The organism is Variovorax glucosi (genome assembly GCF_051216695.1).
In the GTDB taxonomy this organism is placed as follows: domain Bacteria; phylum Pseudomonadota; class Gammaproteobacteria; order Burkholderiales; family Burkholderiaceae_C; genus Variovorax.
On sequence record NZ_JBPJZE010000003.1, the window covers coordinates 692659 to 709543 of the forward strand.

Below are 16885 nucleotides of genomic sequence, written 5' to 3' on the forward strand. Positions count from 1 at the left end.
GAGCGCTGGGGCCGTCAGGCCTCCGCCGTGAACCCGACCTTCTTCACGATCGGGCCCCACTTCGCGGTATCGCGCTTGAGCAGCGCCATCAGTTCGTCCGGCGTGGACGACATCGATTCAAGGCCGAAGGTGGCCAGGCCGTCGATCACGTCCTTGGACGCCAGTGCGGTACGCAGCGACGCATTCAGCCGCGCCAACAGTTCCGGCGCTGCCTTGGCCGGCAGGAAGAACGCAAACCATTCGCTGTGCGCCATGTCGGGAATGCCCTGTTCGCCGAAGGTCGGCACATCGGGAGCGAACCGGCTGCGCTTCGCGCCCGAGACGCCGAGGATGCGCACCTTGCCGCTGGCGATGTGCTGGTTGATGTCGCCGATCGGGCCCGACACCGCCGAGATGTTGCCGCCCAGCAGATCCAGCATCGCCGGCTGAGTGCCGCGGTAGGCGGCGTGTTTGAGGTCGACATCCGCTCCCTTGCCGAGCAGCGCGCCGATGAAATGCGGCGTCGAACCTGCCGCCGGTGAGCCGAAGTTGGCGCCGTTCGGGTTTGCCTTGGCCCACGCCAGGAACTCCGGAACCGTCTTGACGCTGGCCGGAACCGACGGCCCGACCGCGAAGCCGAAATCGAAGCTGCACCCGAGCGACACCGGCGTCAGGTCGGTCGCGAAGTCGTACGGCAGCTTCTTGTAGATGTGCGGGTAGATCGTGAGCATCGAAGTCGGCGTCTGCAGGATCGACGCGCCATCGGCCGGCCGGCCCTTGATGTAGCTGATCGCGATCTGGCCGCCGGCACCGGTGCGGTTCTCGACAACGGCGGTTTTCGCGTAGTCGGGGCTCAGCTTCAGTGCGACGCGACGGCAGGTGTTGTCGGACGTGCCGCCGGCCGCGAAGCCGGTGACGATGGTGGCGGTTTCGATGGATGCGTGCGTCTGGGCGAAAGCCTGATGGCCGACGCAGGCGAGGATCGCGGAGGCGCCAGTGGTTTGCAGCAGGCTGCGGCGTGTGATGGTCGTCATTTCATTCTCGGTTTTGAGCAGCCGCCCATTTTTCCAGTACATCGTACGGTCGTGTCCCCACGTAAACGCCACATCCGATGCTGGATCGTGCCGTCGAAATCGGAGTGTTCCGAACTCGGTGGCGGTCGCTGTGCGGGACCATGTGTCCCCGGCACCCCTGCCGACCCAATCGACATTAGAGGACAGAAATGCAAGATCTCAGCGTCAGGCACGGCACACCGGCATCCATCAGGCGTTTCAGCGAAGCGCCCAAGAGCGCGATCATGGAGACCCCGCTAAAAAAACCGGCGCCGTTCGTCCGCTCGACCGACGTGGATGGCGGTCGCTTTTCAAATATTCAGCACAGAGTTGCGAACGGCACGAGAAGATTGTTCGGACGCCAGGAGCAGCCTTCTTTTGCGGAGCGACTGCAGCAAGCGGCGTTCCTCGACTGGAGGGAGTCCCAGCTGGCTGCGTTACAGGGTGGCAATGTCCGGGCACAGGCCCCGCAGATGCAAGGTCAAGCGGTGTATCAGCAGATCGATCACCCGGCAACGCAATCCGCAATGGAAGAAGCATGGCACCAGTGGCGGTTGAAAAACCCGGGCTCTTCGCATCAAGTGGGCAATCAGTCCGAGGTAGTTATGACCTACTTCTGATTGGACGCCGATGGAATTGGGAGCTTTCCGAGCATACCGGCTGCTTGAAGGCCTGACCATACAACTGTCGTTGAAGCAATGTGCCAAAGCGGCAACCCCAAACAAATTACTCCGAGAAATAAAAAATGTCAGACGCCACCATCAAACGCAGCGACTCGATCGCCCGATTCGCCGACGGTCAGAACAGAGCAAACGTTCAGGCTCTTCCCACCAAGCCGGGGCCATTTGTCCGGACTGCAACAGGAAGCGAAGTCAATGCAGATCAAGTAGGGCGCCGTGCTTACAAAGCCACTGTCGAGTTTTTCTCAAGGCTCGATCCAAGAGCAAATCGGCTGCCGGGTCGAGGTGAACAGAACGATTGGGCGAAGAGCCAGGAAGCAAACAATTGGGCCACTGGGTACAACATAATGTCGCCGTCCGGGTTTATGGATCCGATTTTGCAAGAGTTCGTTCCCACTATCAACCCCAACGCGGGCAGGCAGACGGGAACTCCAAGTTCTGCGCATGTGCGCAGTCGGCAGATTGGTGGCGCAAATCCGCAGAACTCCGCACAAAATATATTGCCGCAAATGCAAGAAAATTCCAACGCGAGAGTAACGTACTTCTGACGGTTTTTGCACGTCCAGTTCTTTTGATAATGCAACCGAATTGAATTGTGCTATCGCGGTAGTTTCCGTCGCTGGTGACATCTTGCAGACAACACCGATCAATTCCGTTGTCGTGCTTGAGATGACCGATGGCGGGTTCCACCGGCTGTCTCCGATCGGGCCAGGGCCGTTGCACATCGGCGCAGTTGGCTGCCCTCGCGTATGAAGGTTTGCATGCTTGAGGTACAGCGGGCTGACTATGCGGCGCATGAGAAGACAGAACGCCCGGCTGGGAAAGCCACAACTGTTGTCTGCCAAGCAACAGCGGCAAGCAGCAGTCGAGTTGCTCGCTCAAAACGCGTTCCGGGCGGTTCGCGAATGCTGGGAAAAATCCATCAATCAGCCAGCGGCAACGAATATGTGAATCTTTGATGAACGTATGAACAGGCAGCTCATTCAAAGCAAAATATGTCAAAAAATATGAATTGTGCTTTGTCGGCACAATGGACCACTGGCAAGCCAGCAGGACAGAACGCCGACCGAATGAAAAATATCCCGGCGCCCTACAGTCGTCCGCCATTGGATGCATCGCTGTTGTCTGCGGCGAGAAAGCTCATTGAATACGGACGGTCTTTTTCCGCCCATTCGTCTGCTTATTGGGAAATAAGCGAGGCAAGAGCTCAAAGGCTGGTCAAAAGGCAGGAACGGCTCCTGCAGATGCAGGCAGGAATTACGCCTCAGCAGGCGCGGGCACATTCCGTGGAAAAAACCTCTGCGTCGGAGTTTGGTGGGCAATCTGCGGTAGCCGGCCCAAAAAAAGTAAAGCCTTGAGCAGATGGCTGCGCGAGAGCCGACTTCCATTCAATAACCAAAGTGTTGCGCTCGGGACTTGAAACCGCCATCCAAAGAAGCCGGAACGTTTGCCCGACCTGCGGTCGACGGTGATCATTTCTCGGGGCTTTAAAATCGCGTTGCAAAAGGCGCGCGCAGATTGCTTGGATGACCAGATCAGCCGAAGCAACGCGAGCAGCGGTTCAAGCGCAATGGCACCAGTGGCGCCTGAATAGGATCTGCGGCTGGCGCCATCCCTACACTCGACCGATGGCCAAGGAAAAAACAAACTACGTCTGCTCAGAATGCGGCGGCACCAGCGCGAAGTGGCTGGGCAAGTGCCCGGCTTGCGGTGCCTGGAACACGCTGATCGAACAGGTCGCCGGATCTGCGAATGGAGGCGGCGGCGGCAACAACCGCTACAGCGCGCCTTTTGCGGCATTGGCCGGCACCGCCGAACTGGCCGTGCTGTCGGAAATCGAAGCCACCGACATCGACCGCACGTCCACCGGCATCGATGAACTCGACCGCGTGCTCGGCGGCGGCATCGTTCCGGGCGGCGTCACGCTGATCGGCGGCGATCCCGGCATCGGCAAGTCGACGCTGCTGCTGCAGGCCGTCGATGCGCTGCAGCGCGCCGGGCAGAACGCACTCTACGTCACCGGCGAAGAGAGCGGCGCCCAGGTCGCGATGCGCTCGCGCCGGCTGGGGCTGGACCGTTCGCAGGTGCAGGTGCTGCCCGAGATCCAGCTGGAGAAGATCATTGCCACGCTCGATGCGCACCGGCCCGCCATCGCCGTGATCGACTCGATTCAGACGGTGTATTCCGACCAGCTGACTTCCGCGCCCGGCTCCGTGGCGCAGGTGCGCGAATGCGCAGCGCACCTGACGCGCTTCGCCAAGGCCAGCGGAACCGCCATCGTGCTGGTCGGCCACGTGACGAAGGAGGGCGCGCTGGCCGGTCCGCGCGTGCTGGAGCACATGGTCGACACGGTGCTGTACTTCGAGGGCGACACCAATTCCAGCTTCCGGCTGGTACGCGCAATCAAGAACCGATTTGGTGCGGTCAACGAGATCGGCGTCTTCGCGATGACCGAGCGTGGCCTGAAGGGCGTGGCGAATCCCAGCGCGATCTTCCTGAGTCAGCACAGCGAGCCGGTGCCCGGCAGCGTCGTACTCGTGACTTTGGAAGGCACGCGGCCGATGCTGGTCGAGATCCAGGCGCTGGTGGACAACGGCGGACCGAGTCCGCGCCGTCTTTCGGTCGGCCTGGACCGTGACCGACTGGCGATGTTGCTGGCGGTGTTGCATCGCCATGCGGGCGTGGCCTGCATGGACCAGGATGTGTTCGTCAACGCGGTCGGCGGGGTGCGGATCAGCGAGCCGGCGGCGGACCTTGCGGTGATGCTGGCGATTTCGTCGAGCCTGCGGGGCAAGCCGATGCCGAAGGGGTTCATCGCTTTTGGCGAAGTCGGTCTGGCGGGCGAGGTGCGGCCTGCGCCGCGTGGGCAGGAGCGGTTGCGCGAGGCGGCGAAGCTGGGCTTCAGTGTGGCGGTGGTGCCGAAGTCGAACGCGCCGAAAAAGCCGATCGAGGGGCTGGAAATCCATGCGGTCGAGCGGGTGGAAGAGGCGATGGATGTGGTGCGGCGGTTGCAGTGAAACGGGTCGCATAAGGCCGCATAGGCCGCAGCGACAATCGCCGACATGAAATTTCAGAAAGTGTTGGTGCCGCTCGGCGGTCTCGTGTTGCTCGGTTTTGCTTATCGAAGCTACGGATGGGCGGGCGTTGCGCTGGTTGCCGGCGCGATAGTGATGTTCCTGCTGCTGCACTTCAACCGCACGATGCAGGCGCTCAAGCGGGCGTCGAACCGGCCGATCGGATATGTCGACAGCGCGGTGATGCTGAATGCCAGGCTGAAGAAGGGCGTGACGTTGCTGCATGTGGTGGCGCTGACCCGGGCGCTCGGCGAGTTGCGCTCGCCGAAGGATCAGCAGCCGGAGCATTACCGGTGGACGGACGGCGGTGGTTCTTTCGTCGATGCGGTGTTCGACGGGGGGAAGTTGCAGAGCTGGGAACTGGTGCGGCCGGTGGCTTCCGATTCCGTTTCTGAGTAGGCAGGGTGGGTCGCTGGTTGGGGCCGCCCGGCAGGTGAAGCGCTTGGGGCGACCCCACTGCGCCGGCCCTTCGGGCTGCCTTGCGGTGCTCGCTTCAGGCGGGGTCCAAAGAACTCGCTTCCACTTCGTTCACGCTCAGACAGCTTTGGCCCTGATCCGCCTGAAGCTGCGCTCCTCAGCGGCGCAGAGGGGTCGCCCCAAGCGCTTCACCTACCGGGCTTTGGGTGGCGCAACTGTTGCGCTCGCTGCTGAGAGAGATGCACAACGGTCGTGCCCCGGGGCGTCGGTGGGTGGCTGAGGCTGGGGTCGGCTGTTGAGCCTCCGGCGGATGCGTCTGGGCTCGGGCGGATCAGGGCCGCAGATGTCTGAGCGCAGCGAGTTTCTGCGGACCCCGCCCGAGCCGAGGCGCAGCAGCGAAGTCCGAAGGACCGGTGGCGACTGCCGTCCCCAGCCTCAGCCACCCGCCGGCGACCCTCCCCACCCCCAGACCAACCAGCAACTTCAGAACGGGGCGTCGTCCGTGTCCACCGTCGCTGCAGCCTTGTCACCCGACGCTGCTGGCGCTTTTGCAGCAGCTACCGTCTTCTCCATCGACTCCGCGATCGCCGCGGTCAGCGCTGCTTCGCCGCCGAGCGCTTCCAGCAACTCCGGCACCAGCTGTCCCAATTCCCCGGTTGCGATGGCTGCATCCGCATCGAAGTTGTCTTCCTTCTTTGACGATCCCGCTGCGTTGTCGGTGCCTTCGAGGAACACGATTTTGCGGATCTGCATGGCTTCGCTGAGTTCAAAGGACACGCGGTCGTCCCAGGTCATGGCCAGCCGCGTGGGGCGCTTGCCGTCGGCGATGTGCTGGCGGACTTCGTCGATGTCGAGGGCGTGCTTGGCATAGCGGACCACCGATTTCGACTCGTCGGTCGCCTTGAGCTCGCAGTCGCGGTCGATGGTGAAGCCGGCCGGCGGCTCCTGCGAGGTGAGCCATTCCGACATCGCGACCGCCGGCTCGATGCGCGTGTTGACCTGCGCCACCGCGAAGCCGTCGAGCGACTTCACCAGCGCCGTCACCACTTCGTCGGCGCGCGCCGCGTTGGAGGCGTTGACGACCAGCCGGCGCTCGGCCGGGTCGATCCATACCGCGATGCGCGCATGGCGGGTGAAAGCCATCGGCAGCAGCTCGTGCGTGATGTCTTCCTTGAGCTCCTTCTTTTCCTTCTTGCCGGGCTTTCGACCCGTGCTTGCCTCGATCTGCACGCAGCGCTCGTCGACCTTGCGGCGCACGACCGAGCCGGGCAGCGACTTGACCTCGATCATGTATTCGAGGATCCACTGGCCGCCGACGGATTCGACCAGCAGACCGTTCTCCTCGCCGCGCGGACCGACCCATCCGGCGGACTTTTCCTGCGAGGGCGTGCAGGGCACGAAACGCTGCGATCCCAGGCTTTCCTCGGCATCCGTGAGCGACTGCGACCACGAAGCTTCGATGCGATAGACGATGACGTTCTTGAATGCTGACACTGAAACCCTTCGATGACTGGTTGGCAAAACCGACCATTGTCGGTGCGCCCGAAAGCCTTGTCGCTCTAAAATCGAAAGCTTTTGCGACGTCACCCGACGTCCATCGGCACGACCCGACGGCAGTGCATCTGCCCCACAAAGGACCAAGAATGAGCGTGTTACCCCCTTCGCTGGACGACCGTGACGGCAAGATCTGGATGGATGGCCAACTCGTGGAATGGCGCGATGCCAAGGTCCACGTGCTCTCCCATACGCTGCACTACGGCTGCGGCGCTTTCGAAGGCGTGCGGGCCTACAAGACGGTCGACGGCGGCACGGCGATCTTCCGGCTCGAAGAGCACACGGATCGGCTGTTCAACAGCGCCAAGATCCTGCGCATGAAGCTTCCGTTCACCAAGGAAGAGCTGAACGAGGCGCAAAAGCTGGTCGTGCGCGAGAACAAGCTCGAAAGCTGCTACCTGCGCCCGCTGGTCTGGATCGGTTCCGAGAAGCTCGGTGTCAGCCCGCGCGGCAACACCATCCACGCGATGGTCGCGGCCTGGGCCTGGGGTGCGTACCTGGGTGAAGAAGGCATGCGTCACGGCATCCGCGTGAAGACGTCGAGCTACACGCGCCATCACGTGAACATCACCATGACGCAGGCCAAGGCGGTCAGCAACTACACCAATTCGATCCTGGCCAACATGGAAGCGCTGGACGACGGCTATGACGAGGCGCTGCTGCTCGACGCGAGCGGCTTCGTGTCCGAAGGCGCTGGCGAGAACGTGTTCGTGATCAAGGGCGGCGTGGTCTACACGCCCGACCTTTCGGCCGGCGCGCTCAACGGCATCACCCGCAACACCATCCTGCACATCTGCAAGGACCTCGGGGTCGAACTCGTGCAGAAGCGCATCACGCGCGACGAGGTCTACATCGCCGACGAAGCGTTCTTCACCGGCACCGCCGCCGAAGTCACGCCGATCCGCGAACTCGACCGCATCGAGATCGGCGACCGAGGCGACGGCGGCTCCCGCGGCCCGATCACCGAGAAGATCCAGAGCGCGTTCTTCGACATCGTGAACGGCAAGAATCCCAAGTACGCCCACTGGCTCTCGAAAGTGTGAACCGCATGACTGCCTCCAACCTCAAGGCCGCCGCCGTCGTCGAACTCCGCGCGCTCGACCTGAACCACCAGGGCGGCGTCTACTGCCCGAGCCCCAAGGCCGACATGAAGCTCTGGAACACCCATCCAAAGGTGTACCTCGACGTCGCGCACTCGGGCGAAGCCAAGTGCCCGTATTGCGGCACCGTCTACCGGCTCAAGGCCGGCGAGACGACGGCGCACCGCCACTGAGTCAAAAGCGCCGTGGCAGCATCTCGTGCCACGGCGAACCCGGCTCCTGCGCCAGCCGCAGGTAGACGAAGCTGACCCACAGAAGGCTCAGCCCGATCTGCGCATCGCGCATCGCCGAATTCACGCTGGTCGCGATCGTCATCACCAGAATCGCGACGAAGCCCATCCGCCCGGCAAAGTCGCTGCGCTTCCAGCAATGCCAGAGCCCGGTCAGCAGGATGACCAGCAGCGTCAGCGCACCCGGGATGCCGCTTTGCGCGCCCATCCACAGGAAATCGTTGTGCGGCATGTTGTAGTTTGACAACAACGCCGGGCCGCGCAGGTGCCACTGCTTCGTCCAGCCGCCGATGCCCCAGCCGGCCAGCGGCTTGTCGATCACCATGCGCGCCGTGTCGCGGTACATGTAGTAGCGCACCACCCAGCTGCCCTCCGATACCGTACCCGCCTGCGCGGCCTCGATCTCCTGCATCCCGAGTTCGACCTTCTGCTGCACCTGCGGCGATTGCCACAGTCCGACGGCAGCCACTGCTCCGCCGAGAAGCAGCGCAATGGCGAGCACGCGCAGCTGCCGTCGCCACTGATGCACGCATGCCGCCGGCACCGCAACCAGCAGCGCCAGCAGCGACGTACGCGAAACCAGCCATAGCGTCACGATCAGCCCCGCCATCGCCGTCACGGAGAACGCCGCCATCGCCCATCGCAGCCGGTGTCTGCCCGGCGCGTCGAATTGCGCCAGCCCGATCACGGCACCGGTCGCGCCCAGCAAGGTGAACAGCAGCGCGTTGTTGATCGACTTGTTGCCCTCGACGATCAGCGTCGCCCGCCACAGCCCGGCCAGCGGAAAGCCGACAGTTCGGTAGAGCAGCACGATCGCGATGCTGATGAACGCGATGACGAAGAAACCGCGTACGGAGGCGACAGCTTCGTCGCGCGTCAGCGCGATCGCCATCAGCATCGTCAGCGCGATGCGCATGCCGTGCCAGAGGTTCGACGGCGTTTGCGGATAGTGCGGCTGGATCGCCAGCACCACCAGCGTCCAGACGATGTACGCGACGATCGGCCACCACAGCGGCGAGGCGCGCACACGCGACGCCCGCTCGCGCAGGTTGCCGGCAGCGGCCATCGAAATCAGAAGAAGAAGGGCGGCGAGGTAGTTGACGCCGACCGGCGCAAACACCGCCAGCCCCCAGAACATGGCCGCTGGGCCGACGAATTGCGATCTCTGCATAGATGCGCCCGATTTTATTCGGCGCGTTTCAGGGTGATCACGAAGCTGGCACCGCCGCCCGGACGGTCCTCGCAATGCACCGAACCGCCATGCCGCTCGGTGATGGACTTCACCAGCGCCAACCCGAGCCCGACGCCGCCGTTGCGCTCGCTGGCACCCGGCAGACGATAGAACGGCTCGAAGATGCGGTCGCGCAACGCGGCCGGCACGCCGGGTCCGCGGTCGTTGACGTGGATGCGCGCGACATGGTCTGTCGCATCCAGCAGCACGGAGATCTCGCCCTCGCCGTAGCGGCGCGCGTTTTCCAGCAGATTGCGGATCGCGCGACGCAGCAGCCGCGATACGCCGCGCACGGTCAGCGCGGCGCTGTCGGTGCCTTCGCGCAGGTCCAGTTCGGCGTCGACGCGGGCGCATTCCTCGGCGCAGAGCCCGGTGAGGTCGACCGATTCGATGGTGCCCATGTCGGCCTCGCTCGCATCGAGCCGGCTGGCCAGCAGGATCTCGTCGATCAACTGGTCGAGTTCGCCGATGTTGCGGGCGATCTCGTCCCGCGCACCGGGGCTTGGCCGGTCGCCCATCAGTTCGAGACCCATGCGGATGCGCGTGAGCGGCGAGCGCAGTTCGTGGGAGGCATTGGCCAGCAGCGACTTGTGCGAGCGAACCAGCGTCTCGATGCGGCCGGCAGCGGCGTTGAAGCGCCGTGCCAGATCGGCGATCTCGTCCTGGCCGTCCTCCGGCACACGTACCGTCAGGTCGCCTTCGCCCCAGCGCTGAACGCCGCGCTGCAGGACTTCGAGCCGCTGGGTGAGACGGCGGACGATGGGGAAAAGGCCGATCGCCACCGCCAGGCCGACCAGCCCGAGCAACCAGAAGAAGCCGCTTTGCGGCCTGACCCAAGGCGGCGGGCCGCCGCCGCGTTCCAGGCGCGGGCCGAACTGAAGCTGGAACGCTTGCCCGTCCTTGAGCGTGATGTTGAACTCCGGCTCGCCGGTCGGACTTCGCGTCCGCTGCGATTGGCCGGTGCCGATCACGCGATCCTGCGTATCCCTGACGACCACTTCGCGAGGCAGCGGCGCGCTGCGCTGTGCTTCGGTCATCTGCCAGGCCCAGCCGGCGGCCAGCGTGACGACGGCGACGCCGGCCAGCACCGCGAGCCAGATGCGGACGTAGAGGTGGCGGGTGAACAGGCCGATCATCCGGTCGCTCCGCCCGTCAGTCCTGCTGTTTGGCGAAGACGTAGCCGACGCCGCGCACCGTCAGGATGCGTTTCGGTGTCTTGGCATCGACCTCGATGGCGGCGCGGATGCGGCCCATGTGGACGTCGATCGAGCGGTCGAAGGCTTCCAGTTCGCGGCCGCGCACGGCTTCCATGATCTGGTCGCGGGTGAGCACGCGGCCGGCGCGCTCGGCCATGGCGACCAGCAGGTCGAACTGGTAGGACGTGAGTTCGGTCGGCGCGCCACCCACGGTGACGGTGCGTGCGTTGCGGTCGATCTCGAGCGTGCCGAAACGCATCAGCGTCGCTTCGGCCGTTTCGCTCGGACCGTCGCTGCGGCGGCGCAGCACGGCACGGATGCGTGCCAGCAGTTCGCGCGGCTCGAAAGGCTTCGGGAGGTAGTCGTCGGCGCCGATTTCAAGGCCGATGATGCGGTCCATCGGGTCGCCCTTGGCCGTGAGCATCAGGATCGACACCTTGGCCAGCGCACCCGGCAGCGCGCGGATGCGGCGGCAGACTTCGAGCCCGTCGATGTCGGGAAGCATCAGATCGAGGACGACCAGGTCGGGCGCGTGCTGCTGCAGCATCTCGATGCCCGAAATGCCGTCCGCTGCATGCGCGACGCCGAAGCCCGACTGCGTGAGGTATTCGCTCACCATCTGCGCAAGGCGCGCGTCGTCTTCGATCATCAGGAGTTGGGGAGTGCTCATGCGTGCCATCTTGTGTCGTGGCCGGCAACGCGGCTTGAACGCTCCGTAAAGCTGGGGTAAACGGGCACGCCGAGCCTGGAAGGGCTCAAGCGGCTTCAAGCGGCCTCAATCGCCTTCAAGCAGCTTCGGCGACTTCGAAAAGCATCGGCATGCGTGCGGCTTCGATGGCCGGATCGACCTGACCCGCCGGCACTGCGGGCATCGGCGTATCGAGCAACGCCTGCAGTGCACCGCCTTCGAGCCCCGGATGCTCCGAACGGGCGCGCTCCAGTATCTCGCTCGCCAACTGACGAAGCTGGGCGACCGAGGCGCGCAGACGCGCCGTGAAGGCCGCATCGTCGAGCTTGTCGTTCAGGCTGCTGTTGAGTTCCGCGAACCACGGCAGCGCGGCCTGGTCGAGCATGACCGCGCGATTCCGCTTCTCGCTCATGCCAGACCACGCTCGAAGGAAATCCTGCACCGCCACGTTCAGCTGCTGGCAGTGCAGCAGTTCTTCCTTGAGGCCGCCGAGCAGCGCCAGATCGGTCAGGCGATCGTGGAAGAAGATCTGCGAGAGCACGCCCCAGTAGTAGGTGTAGTCCCAGATCACTTTCACGGGCAGCACTTCCGGATCGCCGAAAAGCGCGTATTGGTCCTGGTAGAGGGCGAGCGTGCTCTCGTAGAACGATTGGTAGATCTGGTCGTAGAGCTGCGCGCGTGCCTCGACCGAGTGGCCGGCGCGATCGTGCGCGATCAGGTCGCAGATGTAGGTGTTGCCGATGGCGATGAAGTCGCTGCCCGGCGAATAGAACGGGTCGAGGAAAAGACCGGCCTCGCCGGTCAGCGCCCAGCGCTGACCCGAGAACACCTGCTTGCAGCCATAAGAAAACTTGCGGAAGAAAGCGAAGTCCTGCAACTTGTCGCGCTGGCCGTCGAGCTCGTCGAACAGACGCGGCTGGTACTTCTCGAACCAGTCCATCGCCTTGTCGAAGGTGTCGATGGTTTCCAGGGCATGAAATTTGGGGTCGGCGACGATGCCGACCGAATGCGAACCCGAAGCCAGCGGGATCAGCCAGACCCAGTAGCCCGCGCCGACCAGATGGTTGGTCGACTGCCAGCGCGCCCGCGGGTCGCAGCGCGCCTGCCATTCGGCATCGTCGCTCCAGTCGTCGAGCGTGATGCGGTTGCCGATGCGAAACCAGACGGCGTTGACATCATGCGCATTCGGCTCTGCGAGTCCCAGCTTGCGCTTGATGATGCCGGCGCGGCCGCAGGCGTCGACCAGCCAGCGCGTCTCGATGGTGTGGCGCGTGCCGTCCTGCGTCCAGCCGAGGCGGTGTGGCGTATGCGCGTCTTCGGAGAGCTCGATGTCGCGCACCATCGCATGATCGATGAAGCGCACGCCACGGCGTTCCGCTTCTTCGGCCAGGTAGTTCTCGAAGATGCCGCGGTCGATCTGGTAGCTCGGCACCGACAGGTAGCGGCTGGCGCCGATTTCGGTCACCTGGTCGATGTCGCGCCGGCCTTCGCTGAAGAAGAAGCGGAAGCCGAACTTGCGCAGCTGCTCGCCTTGCAGGTGTGGCTTCAGGCCCAGCACCGTGTCGAAGTAATGCGCGCCGATCTCGACCGACGATTCGCCGACCTTGTGCGTCGCGTGCGGCACCGGATGCGAACGGCGTTCGAGCACCAGCACGTCGATGCCTTCGAACTGACGCTTGAGCTGCAGCGCCAGCGTCAGGCCTGCGAGACCGCCACCCATGATGACGACGTCGTGGCGATGCGTCGGTCCGGCGTCGGAAACTGCGGTTGCGGCGGAAAGCTCGGGCGTGACGGTCATGGCGGCGTTCGGGTTCAGTCGGTGAAATGCAGCTGCAGGCGCAGCGAGAGTCGGGCAGAAAGCGGCAGCGACAGCGCGGCGATGTTCCTGCCGCCGGCCAGGGCCTCGTAAAGCGGCAGTGCATCGGCCATCGAATTGGCGCTCAACGCCTGCGCGGCTTCGGATTGCGGCGTGATGGGCTCCGCAGCGCCCGATTCCAGCGACCAGTCGAAAGCCGCGACGGTGCGCTCGGTGCGCGTCGGCGAAACCACCAGCGCCACCGCCAGCAGACCGCGGCTGGTCGTCACCGACGACAGCGCGCCGACGGACGGCATGTCGTAGCCGACCAGCAGTACGGCTTCTTCGTCGGCCGCACATTGAGCCGCAGCTTCCAGGAAGCCCGAGGCAAACGTCGCTTCGTAGGCGGAGAGCGAATTGCTCGCTGCCATGCAGCCGGTGCCGATGGTCCAGTAGCCGACGGCCGCGTTGTGCACAGAGTTGTGGAACTTGATCGGCGACAGCATGGTCGGATCGCTTGCCAGCGTGCTGCACATGTAATCGTTGATGCCGAGATCGCCGTGCGCCGAAGCGAAGACGCAGGGCAGATCCCTGGCATTGCGGCCGGAGGCGGCGATAGCGCCGGCCGCGACTTCGAGCGCGAGCGCGACAGTGTCCGGCGCGCGGCGGCGCTCTGCCGGGGCGAGCACCTGCGGCGACGGGCGCTTGGCCGGCGGATCGGTCGGCGCGCCGGTGCCGTTGAAGGCGGCGCGGGCAATGTCCCAGCCGGGAAGGCTGGGCGCCCAGAAAGCGGGGCCTTCTATATAGAGGGTAGGTGCCTTCACCGGGGAGTTCATGCCTGCGCTCCCTTGCCGAAGATGAGGGAGCAGTTGTTGCCGCCGAAGCCGAAAGAATTCGACAGCACGCGGCGGACATCGCCGTGCGCCGGCTTCAGCTTGATCTGCGGACCGCAATCGCTGTCCAGCACGGTGGTATTCACGGTGCCGGGCATCAGGCCGGTTTCCAGCGCGAGAAGGCTGATCGCTGCCTCGACGATGCCGGCAGCGCCGAGCGTGTGGCCGGTGAAGCCCTTGGTCGAGCTGGCGTGGATGCTTTCCGGGAAGCGGCGCGTCACGAGCGCGCCTTCGACTTCGTCGTTCTTGGTGCTGGCCGTGCCGTGCATGTTGATGTAGTCGATCGCGTCGGTCGAGATGCCGGCGCGCGCAAGTGCTTCGTCGAGCGCGCGTTCGGCGCCCAGGCCTTCGGGATGCGGCGTCGACATGTGGTGTGCATCGCTGGCTTCGCCGTAGCCGAGCAGGTAGAGCGAATCGGCCGTACAGGCGTCTTCGCCATCTTGGGCGTCTACGGCGCGCTCGACAAGCGCGAATCCCGCCGCTTCGCCCAGGCTGATGCCGTCGCGCGTCGCGTCGAAAGGCTTGCACGGGGCGGGCGACACCAGTTCCAGCGAGTTGAAGCCGTACAGCACGCTGCCGCAGAGGGTGTCGACGCCGCCGACCACCGCAGCGTCGATCAGGCCGAGGCGGATCAGCCGTTCGGCCGAGGCGAACACCTTTCCGCTCGACGAGCAGGCAGTGGAAATCGTCTCGCTGGGGCCTTCGAGGCCGAGTGCCTGCTGCAGGAACATCGCCAGCGAATGCGGCGTGTGCACCAGCGGCCGGTGCTGGTCGGCGGAGAAGGTGCCGTCGGCGTCGAGATTCGTGTACGCGGCCTCGGTTTCTCCGATGCTCGAAGTGGAGGTGCCGACGATCAGCGCGACGCGTGAAGCGCCATATTTGTCGCGCGCCCTGGCAACCGCGTCCATGAAGCCGTCCGCCTGCAAGCCGAGCCAGGCCAGGCGGTTGTTGCGGCAATCCCACGACGCCAGGGATTCCGGCAGCCGCAATTCTTCGAGGCCGTCGACGCGGCCGATCCACGTCGGCAGCGGCGTGCGATCGGTGCCGTCACCGAAGTCGTTGGCGCGCAGGCCGCTCCGGGAGTTTTCGAGCGCGTCGAACAGCGACGCCTTGCCCACACCGACGGCCGAAGTCGCGGTGTAGGCGCTGATCTGAAGGGGAGGAATGCGTGACGGCACAGTTGTAGGAGGAAAAGATGAAGGAACGCCAAAAGACGTAGGAAGAAGCGCATACAAAAGCGCAGCCTAACAGCTGAAAGCGCCGTTCCCTCGATAGCCGACAAGCCCCCTCAACCGCCGTCAGTCTTCCTTGGGCGCCCGCTGGAATCGTGCTGCCAGAGCGACCAGCAGCAATGCCGGTACGCCGAGCGCGGCGGTGCCGACGAAGAAAGGCGCATAACCCCAGGTGTCGACGAAAACGCCCGAATAGCCGGCAAGGAATTTGGGCAGCAGCAGCATCAGCGAGCTGAAGAGCGCGTATTGCGTGGCCGAATAGCTGATGTTCGTCAGGCTCGACAGGTACGCGATGAAAGCCGCCGATGCGATGCCGCCGGCCAGGTTGTCGGCCGACACCACGAAGACCAGCATCGTCAGGTCGTGGCCGCGCGAAGCCAGCAGCGCGAACAGCAGATTGCTGGCGGCGCTGAGCACGGCGCCCAGCATCAGCACCCGCATGACGCCGAAGCGCATCGACAGCACGCCGCCCAGAAACGCGCCGGCCAGCGTCATGACGACGCCGTAGACCTTGCTGACCGTGGCCACCTCGTCCTTGGTGAAGCCCATGTCGACGTAGAAAGGATTGGCCATGATGCCCATCACGACGTCGCTGATCCGGTAGACCGCAATCAGCGACAGGATCAACGCCGCCTGCCACTTGTAGCGGGTGATGAAATCCGCGAACGGCGCGATCAGCACGTCATGCAGCCATTCGGCGGCGTTGCGGGGCCTGGACAACTCGCGCATCACAGGTTCGGCGGAAACCAGCACCGTCAGCACGCCGACCGCCATCGATGCCGCCATCGTGAAGTACGCTGCCCGCCAGCCGAGATTCTGGTAGCCGGAGGTGCCGGCAAGCTCGGTCCAGGCGGCGATCCACAGGACGCCGGCGCCGGCCCAGATCATCGCCAGCCGGTAGCCGGTCTGGTAGGCGGCAGCCAGCGCGGCCTGCTTGCGTGTTTCGGCCGATTCGATGCGGAAGGCGTCGAGCGCGATGTCCTGCGTCGCCGAACCGAAAGCCACCAGCAGCGCGCACCAGACCAGCGGCAGCAACCCGGCGCGCGGATCGCTCACCGCCATGCCGACCAGCCCGCCGATCACCAGCGCCTGCGCAAGCAGCAGCCAGCTGCGGCGGCGACCCATCGCGCGCGTGAGCAGCGGAATCGGCAGGCGGTCGACCAGCGGTGCCCAGACCCACTTGAACGCATAGACCAGCCCGACCCAGCTCAGATAGCCGATGTCCGTGCGCGCGACGCCGGCTTCGCGCAGGCGGAAGCTCAGCGTGCCGAGAACCAGCAGCAGCGGCAGGCCGGCCGAGAAGCCGAGCGCCAGCATGCGCAGCGTGGCCGGCTCGGTGTAGACCTTGAGGGCGTCTCGCCAGGACATGGAGGGGGCGGTGGAGGCTTGAGGGGCGGACATTTGGACGCCAGTGTGCGCGACTGCCGAATATTGCCGCGACGGGCAGGCGTTGCGAACGCGAACTAGTTGCATCGAGACAACAGCTTGAGCGCAGAAACAAAAAAATTCGGACCTTTACGTGCTGGATGCAGACGTTTACATAAAAATGCCAAGGTTCTAAAACAAGGCAAGCCAAAGAGCACGCATCGGTGCACTCAGCCAGTCGTCAACAACCCACTCATCGTGTGGGACTGGAGGAAATCTTGGCCAAGTCTGCCCGTCATTCCGCGCGCGCCTCGCGACGCACTTCTACTGCTTCTGCTTCTGCTTCTGCTTCTGCTTCTGCTTCTGCTTCCCGACCGGCAACGGTCGCATCGCGCTCGA

At 64.4% G+C, this 16885-nt stretch carries 16 protein-coding genes; 7 read left to right on the forward strand and 9 right to left on the reverse strand.

The features are described from left to right. Positions 1 to 14 precede the first annotated feature (14 nt). A complete protein-coding gene (locus ACSFA3_RS17965; protein ID WP_435506838.1) occupies positions 15 to 1013 on the reverse strand; it encodes a Bug family tripartite tricarboxylate transporter substrate binding protein in 999 nt (332 codons plus the stop codon). A 188-nt stretch (positions 1014 to 1201) separates the two neighbouring features. Between ACSFA3_RS17965 and ACSFA3_RS17970 the strand changes: the two genes are divergently transcribed. From ACSFA3_RS17970 to ACSFA3_RS17990, 5 genes are all read left to right on the forward strand, one after another. Beyond that, positions 1202 to 1651, forward strand: a complete 450-nt coding sequence (locus tag ACSFA3_RS17970) for a hypothetical protein (protein WP_435506839.1) — start codon at positions 1202 to 1204, stop codon at positions 1649 to 1651. A gap of 125 nt (positions 1652 to 1776) precedes the next feature. Continuing rightward, entirely contained in the window at positions 1777 to 2259 is a 483-nt protein-coding gene (locus tag ACSFA3_RS17975) for a hypothetical protein (RefSeq protein WP_435506938.1), read from the forward strand. Positions 2260 to 2706: 447 nt separating this feature from the next. Further along, positions 2707 to 3069: a hypothetical protein gene (locus ACSFA3_RS17980; protein WP_435506939.1), complete on the forward strand. Its 363-nt coding sequence runs from the start codon at positions 2707 to 2709 to the stop codon at positions 3067 to 3069. A 270-nt stretch (positions 3070 to 3339) separates the two neighbouring features. Further along, entirely contained in the window at positions 3340 to 4728 is a 1389-nt protein-coding gene (gene radA / locus ACSFA3_RS17985) for a DNA repair protein RadA (RefSeq protein ID WP_435506840.1), read from the forward strand. Positions 4729 to 4773: 45 nt separating this feature from the next. Further along, positions 4774 to 5184: a glycerate kinase gene (locus tag ACSFA3_RS17990; protein ID WP_435506841.1), complete on the forward strand. Its 411-nt coding sequence runs from the start codon at positions 4774 to 4776 to the stop codon at positions 5182 to 5184. Between the two features lie 501 nt (positions 5185 to 5685). On the opposite strand, the gene ACSFA3_RS17995 is transcribed toward ACSFA3_RS17990, so the two are convergent. Beyond that, positions 5686 to 6696, reverse strand: coding sequence for a recombination-associated protein RdgC (locus ACSFA3_RS17995; RefSeq protein ID WP_435506842.1), 1011 nt, complete (start codon positions 6694 to 6696; stop codon positions 5686 to 5688). Positions 6697 to 6845: 149 nt separating this feature from the next. On the opposite strand from ACSFA3_RS17995, the gene ACSFA3_RS18000 reads away from it, so the two are divergent. Beyond that, positions 6846 to 7799: a branched-chain amino acid transaminase gene (locus ACSFA3_RS18000; RefSeq protein ID WP_435506843.1), complete on the forward strand. Its 954-nt coding sequence runs from the start codon at positions 6846 to 6848 to the stop codon at positions 7797 to 7799. 5 nt (positions 7800 to 7804) lie between these two features. After that, positions 7805 to 8029: a zinc-finger domain-containing protein gene (locus ACSFA3_RS18005; RefSeq protein WP_435506844.1), complete on the forward strand. Its 225-nt coding sequence runs from the start codon at positions 7805 to 7807 to the stop codon at positions 8027 to 8029. A 1-nt stretch (position 8030) separates the two neighbouring features. On the opposite strand, the gene ACSFA3_RS18010 is transcribed toward ACSFA3_RS18005, so the two are convergent. From ACSFA3_RS18010 to ACSFA3_RS18040, 7 genes are all read right to left on the reverse strand, one after another. After that, positions 8031 to 9257 carry an O-antigen ligase family protein gene (locus ACSFA3_RS18010; RefSeq protein ID WP_435506845.1) on the reverse strand — a complete coding sequence of 409 codons (1227 nt, stop codon included), beginning with the start codon at positions 9255 to 9257 and terminating at the stop codon, positions 8031 to 8033. A 14-nt stretch (positions 9258 to 9271) separates the two neighbouring features. Then, complete coding sequence (locus ACSFA3_RS18015; protein ID WP_435506846.1) at positions 9272 to 10453, reverse strand: sensor histidine kinase; 1182 nt, start codon at positions 10451 to 10453, stop codon at positions 9272 to 9274. Positions 10454 to 10469: 16 nt separating this feature from the next. Next, on the reverse strand, positions 10470 to 11192 hold the full coding sequence (locus ACSFA3_RS18020; protein WP_435506847.1) for a response regulator: 723 nt from the start codon (positions 11190 to 11192) through the stop codon (positions 10470 to 10472). Between the two features lie 106 nt (positions 11193 to 11298). Next, positions 11299 to 12999, reverse strand: coding sequence for an NAD(P)/FAD-dependent oxidoreductase (locus tag ACSFA3_RS18025; RefSeq protein WP_435506848.1), 1701 nt, complete (start codon positions 12997 to 12999; stop codon positions 11299 to 11301). A 14-nt stretch (positions 13000 to 13013) separates the two neighbouring features. Further along, entirely contained in the window at positions 13014 to 13832 is an 819-nt protein-coding gene (locus ACSFA3_RS18030) for a beta-ketoacyl synthase chain length factor (protein ID WP_435506849.1), read from the reverse strand. Then, complete coding sequence (locus tag ACSFA3_RS18035; RefSeq protein ID WP_435506850.1) at positions 13829 to 15067, reverse strand: beta-ketoacyl-[acyl-carrier-protein] synthase family protein; 1239 nt, start codon at positions 15065 to 15067, stop codon at positions 13829 to 13831. The genes ACSFA3_RS18030 and ACSFA3_RS18035 overlap by 4 nt, the downstream gene beginning before the upstream one ends. Positions 15068 to 15187: 120 nt before the next feature. Continuing rightward, complete coding sequence (locus tag ACSFA3_RS18040; RefSeq protein WP_435506851.1) at positions 15188 to 16522, reverse strand: AmpG family muropeptide MFS transporter; 1335 nt, start codon at positions 16520 to 16522, stop codon at positions 15188 to 15190. Positions 16523 to 16885 lie beyond the last annotated feature (363 nt).

Coding starts and splice junctions, on each gene's coding strand:
- ACSFA3_RS17990 (WP_435506841.1), top strand. CDS start 4,774: ATGAAATTTCAGAAAGTGTTGGTGCCGCTCGGCGGTCTCGTGTTGCTC.
- ACSFA3_RS18030 (WP_435506849.1), bottom strand. CDS start 13,832: ATGAACTCCCCGGTGAAGGCACCTACCCTCTATATAGAAGGCCCCGCT.
- ACSFA3_RS18020 (WP_435506847.1), bottom strand. CDS start 11,192: ATGGCACGCATGAGCACTCCCCAACTCCTGATGATCGAAGACGACGCG.
- ACSFA3_RS17970 (WP_435506839.1), top strand. CDS start 1,202: ATGCAAGATCTCAGCGTCAGGCACGGCACACCGGCATCCATCAGGCGT.
- ACSFA3_RS18000 (WP_435506843.1), top strand. CDS start 6,846: ATGAGCGTGTTACCCCCTTCGCTGGACGACCGTGACGGCAAGATCTGG.
- ACSFA3_RS17980 (WP_435506939.1), top strand. CDS start 2,707: ATGTCAAAAAATATGAATTGTGCTTTGTCGGCACAATGGACCACTGGC.
- ACSFA3_RS18015 (WP_435506846.1), bottom strand. CDS start 10,453: ATGATCGGCCTGTTCACCCGCCACCTCTACGTCCGCATCTGGCTCGCG.
- ACSFA3_RS17975 (WP_435506938.1), top strand. CDS start 1,777: ATGTCAGACGCCACCATCAAACGCAGCGACTCGATCGCCCGATTCGCC.
- ACSFA3_RS17965 (WP_435506838.1), bottom strand. CDS start 1,013: ATGACGACCATCACACGCCGCAGCCTGCTGCAAACCACTGGCGCCTCC.
- ACSFA3_RS18005 (WP_435506844.1), top strand. CDS start 7,805: ATGACTGCCTCCAACCTCAAGGCCGCCGCCGTCGTCGAACTCCGCGCG.
- ACSFA3_RS18040 (WP_435506851.1), bottom strand. CDS start 16,522: ATGTCCGCCCCTCAAGCCTCCACCGCCCCCTCCATGTCCTGGCGAGAC.
- ACSFA3_RS18025 (WP_435506848.1), bottom strand. CDS start 12,999: ATGACCGTCACGCCCGAGCTTTCCGCCGCAACCGCAGTTTCCGACGCC.
- radA (WP_435506840.1), top strand. CDS start 3,340: ATGGCCAAGGAAAAAACAAACTACGTCTGCTCAGAATGCGGCGGCACC.
- ACSFA3_RS18010 (WP_435506845.1), bottom strand. CDS start 9,257: ATGCAGAGATCGCAATTCGTCGGCCCAGCGGCCATGTTCTGGGGGCTG.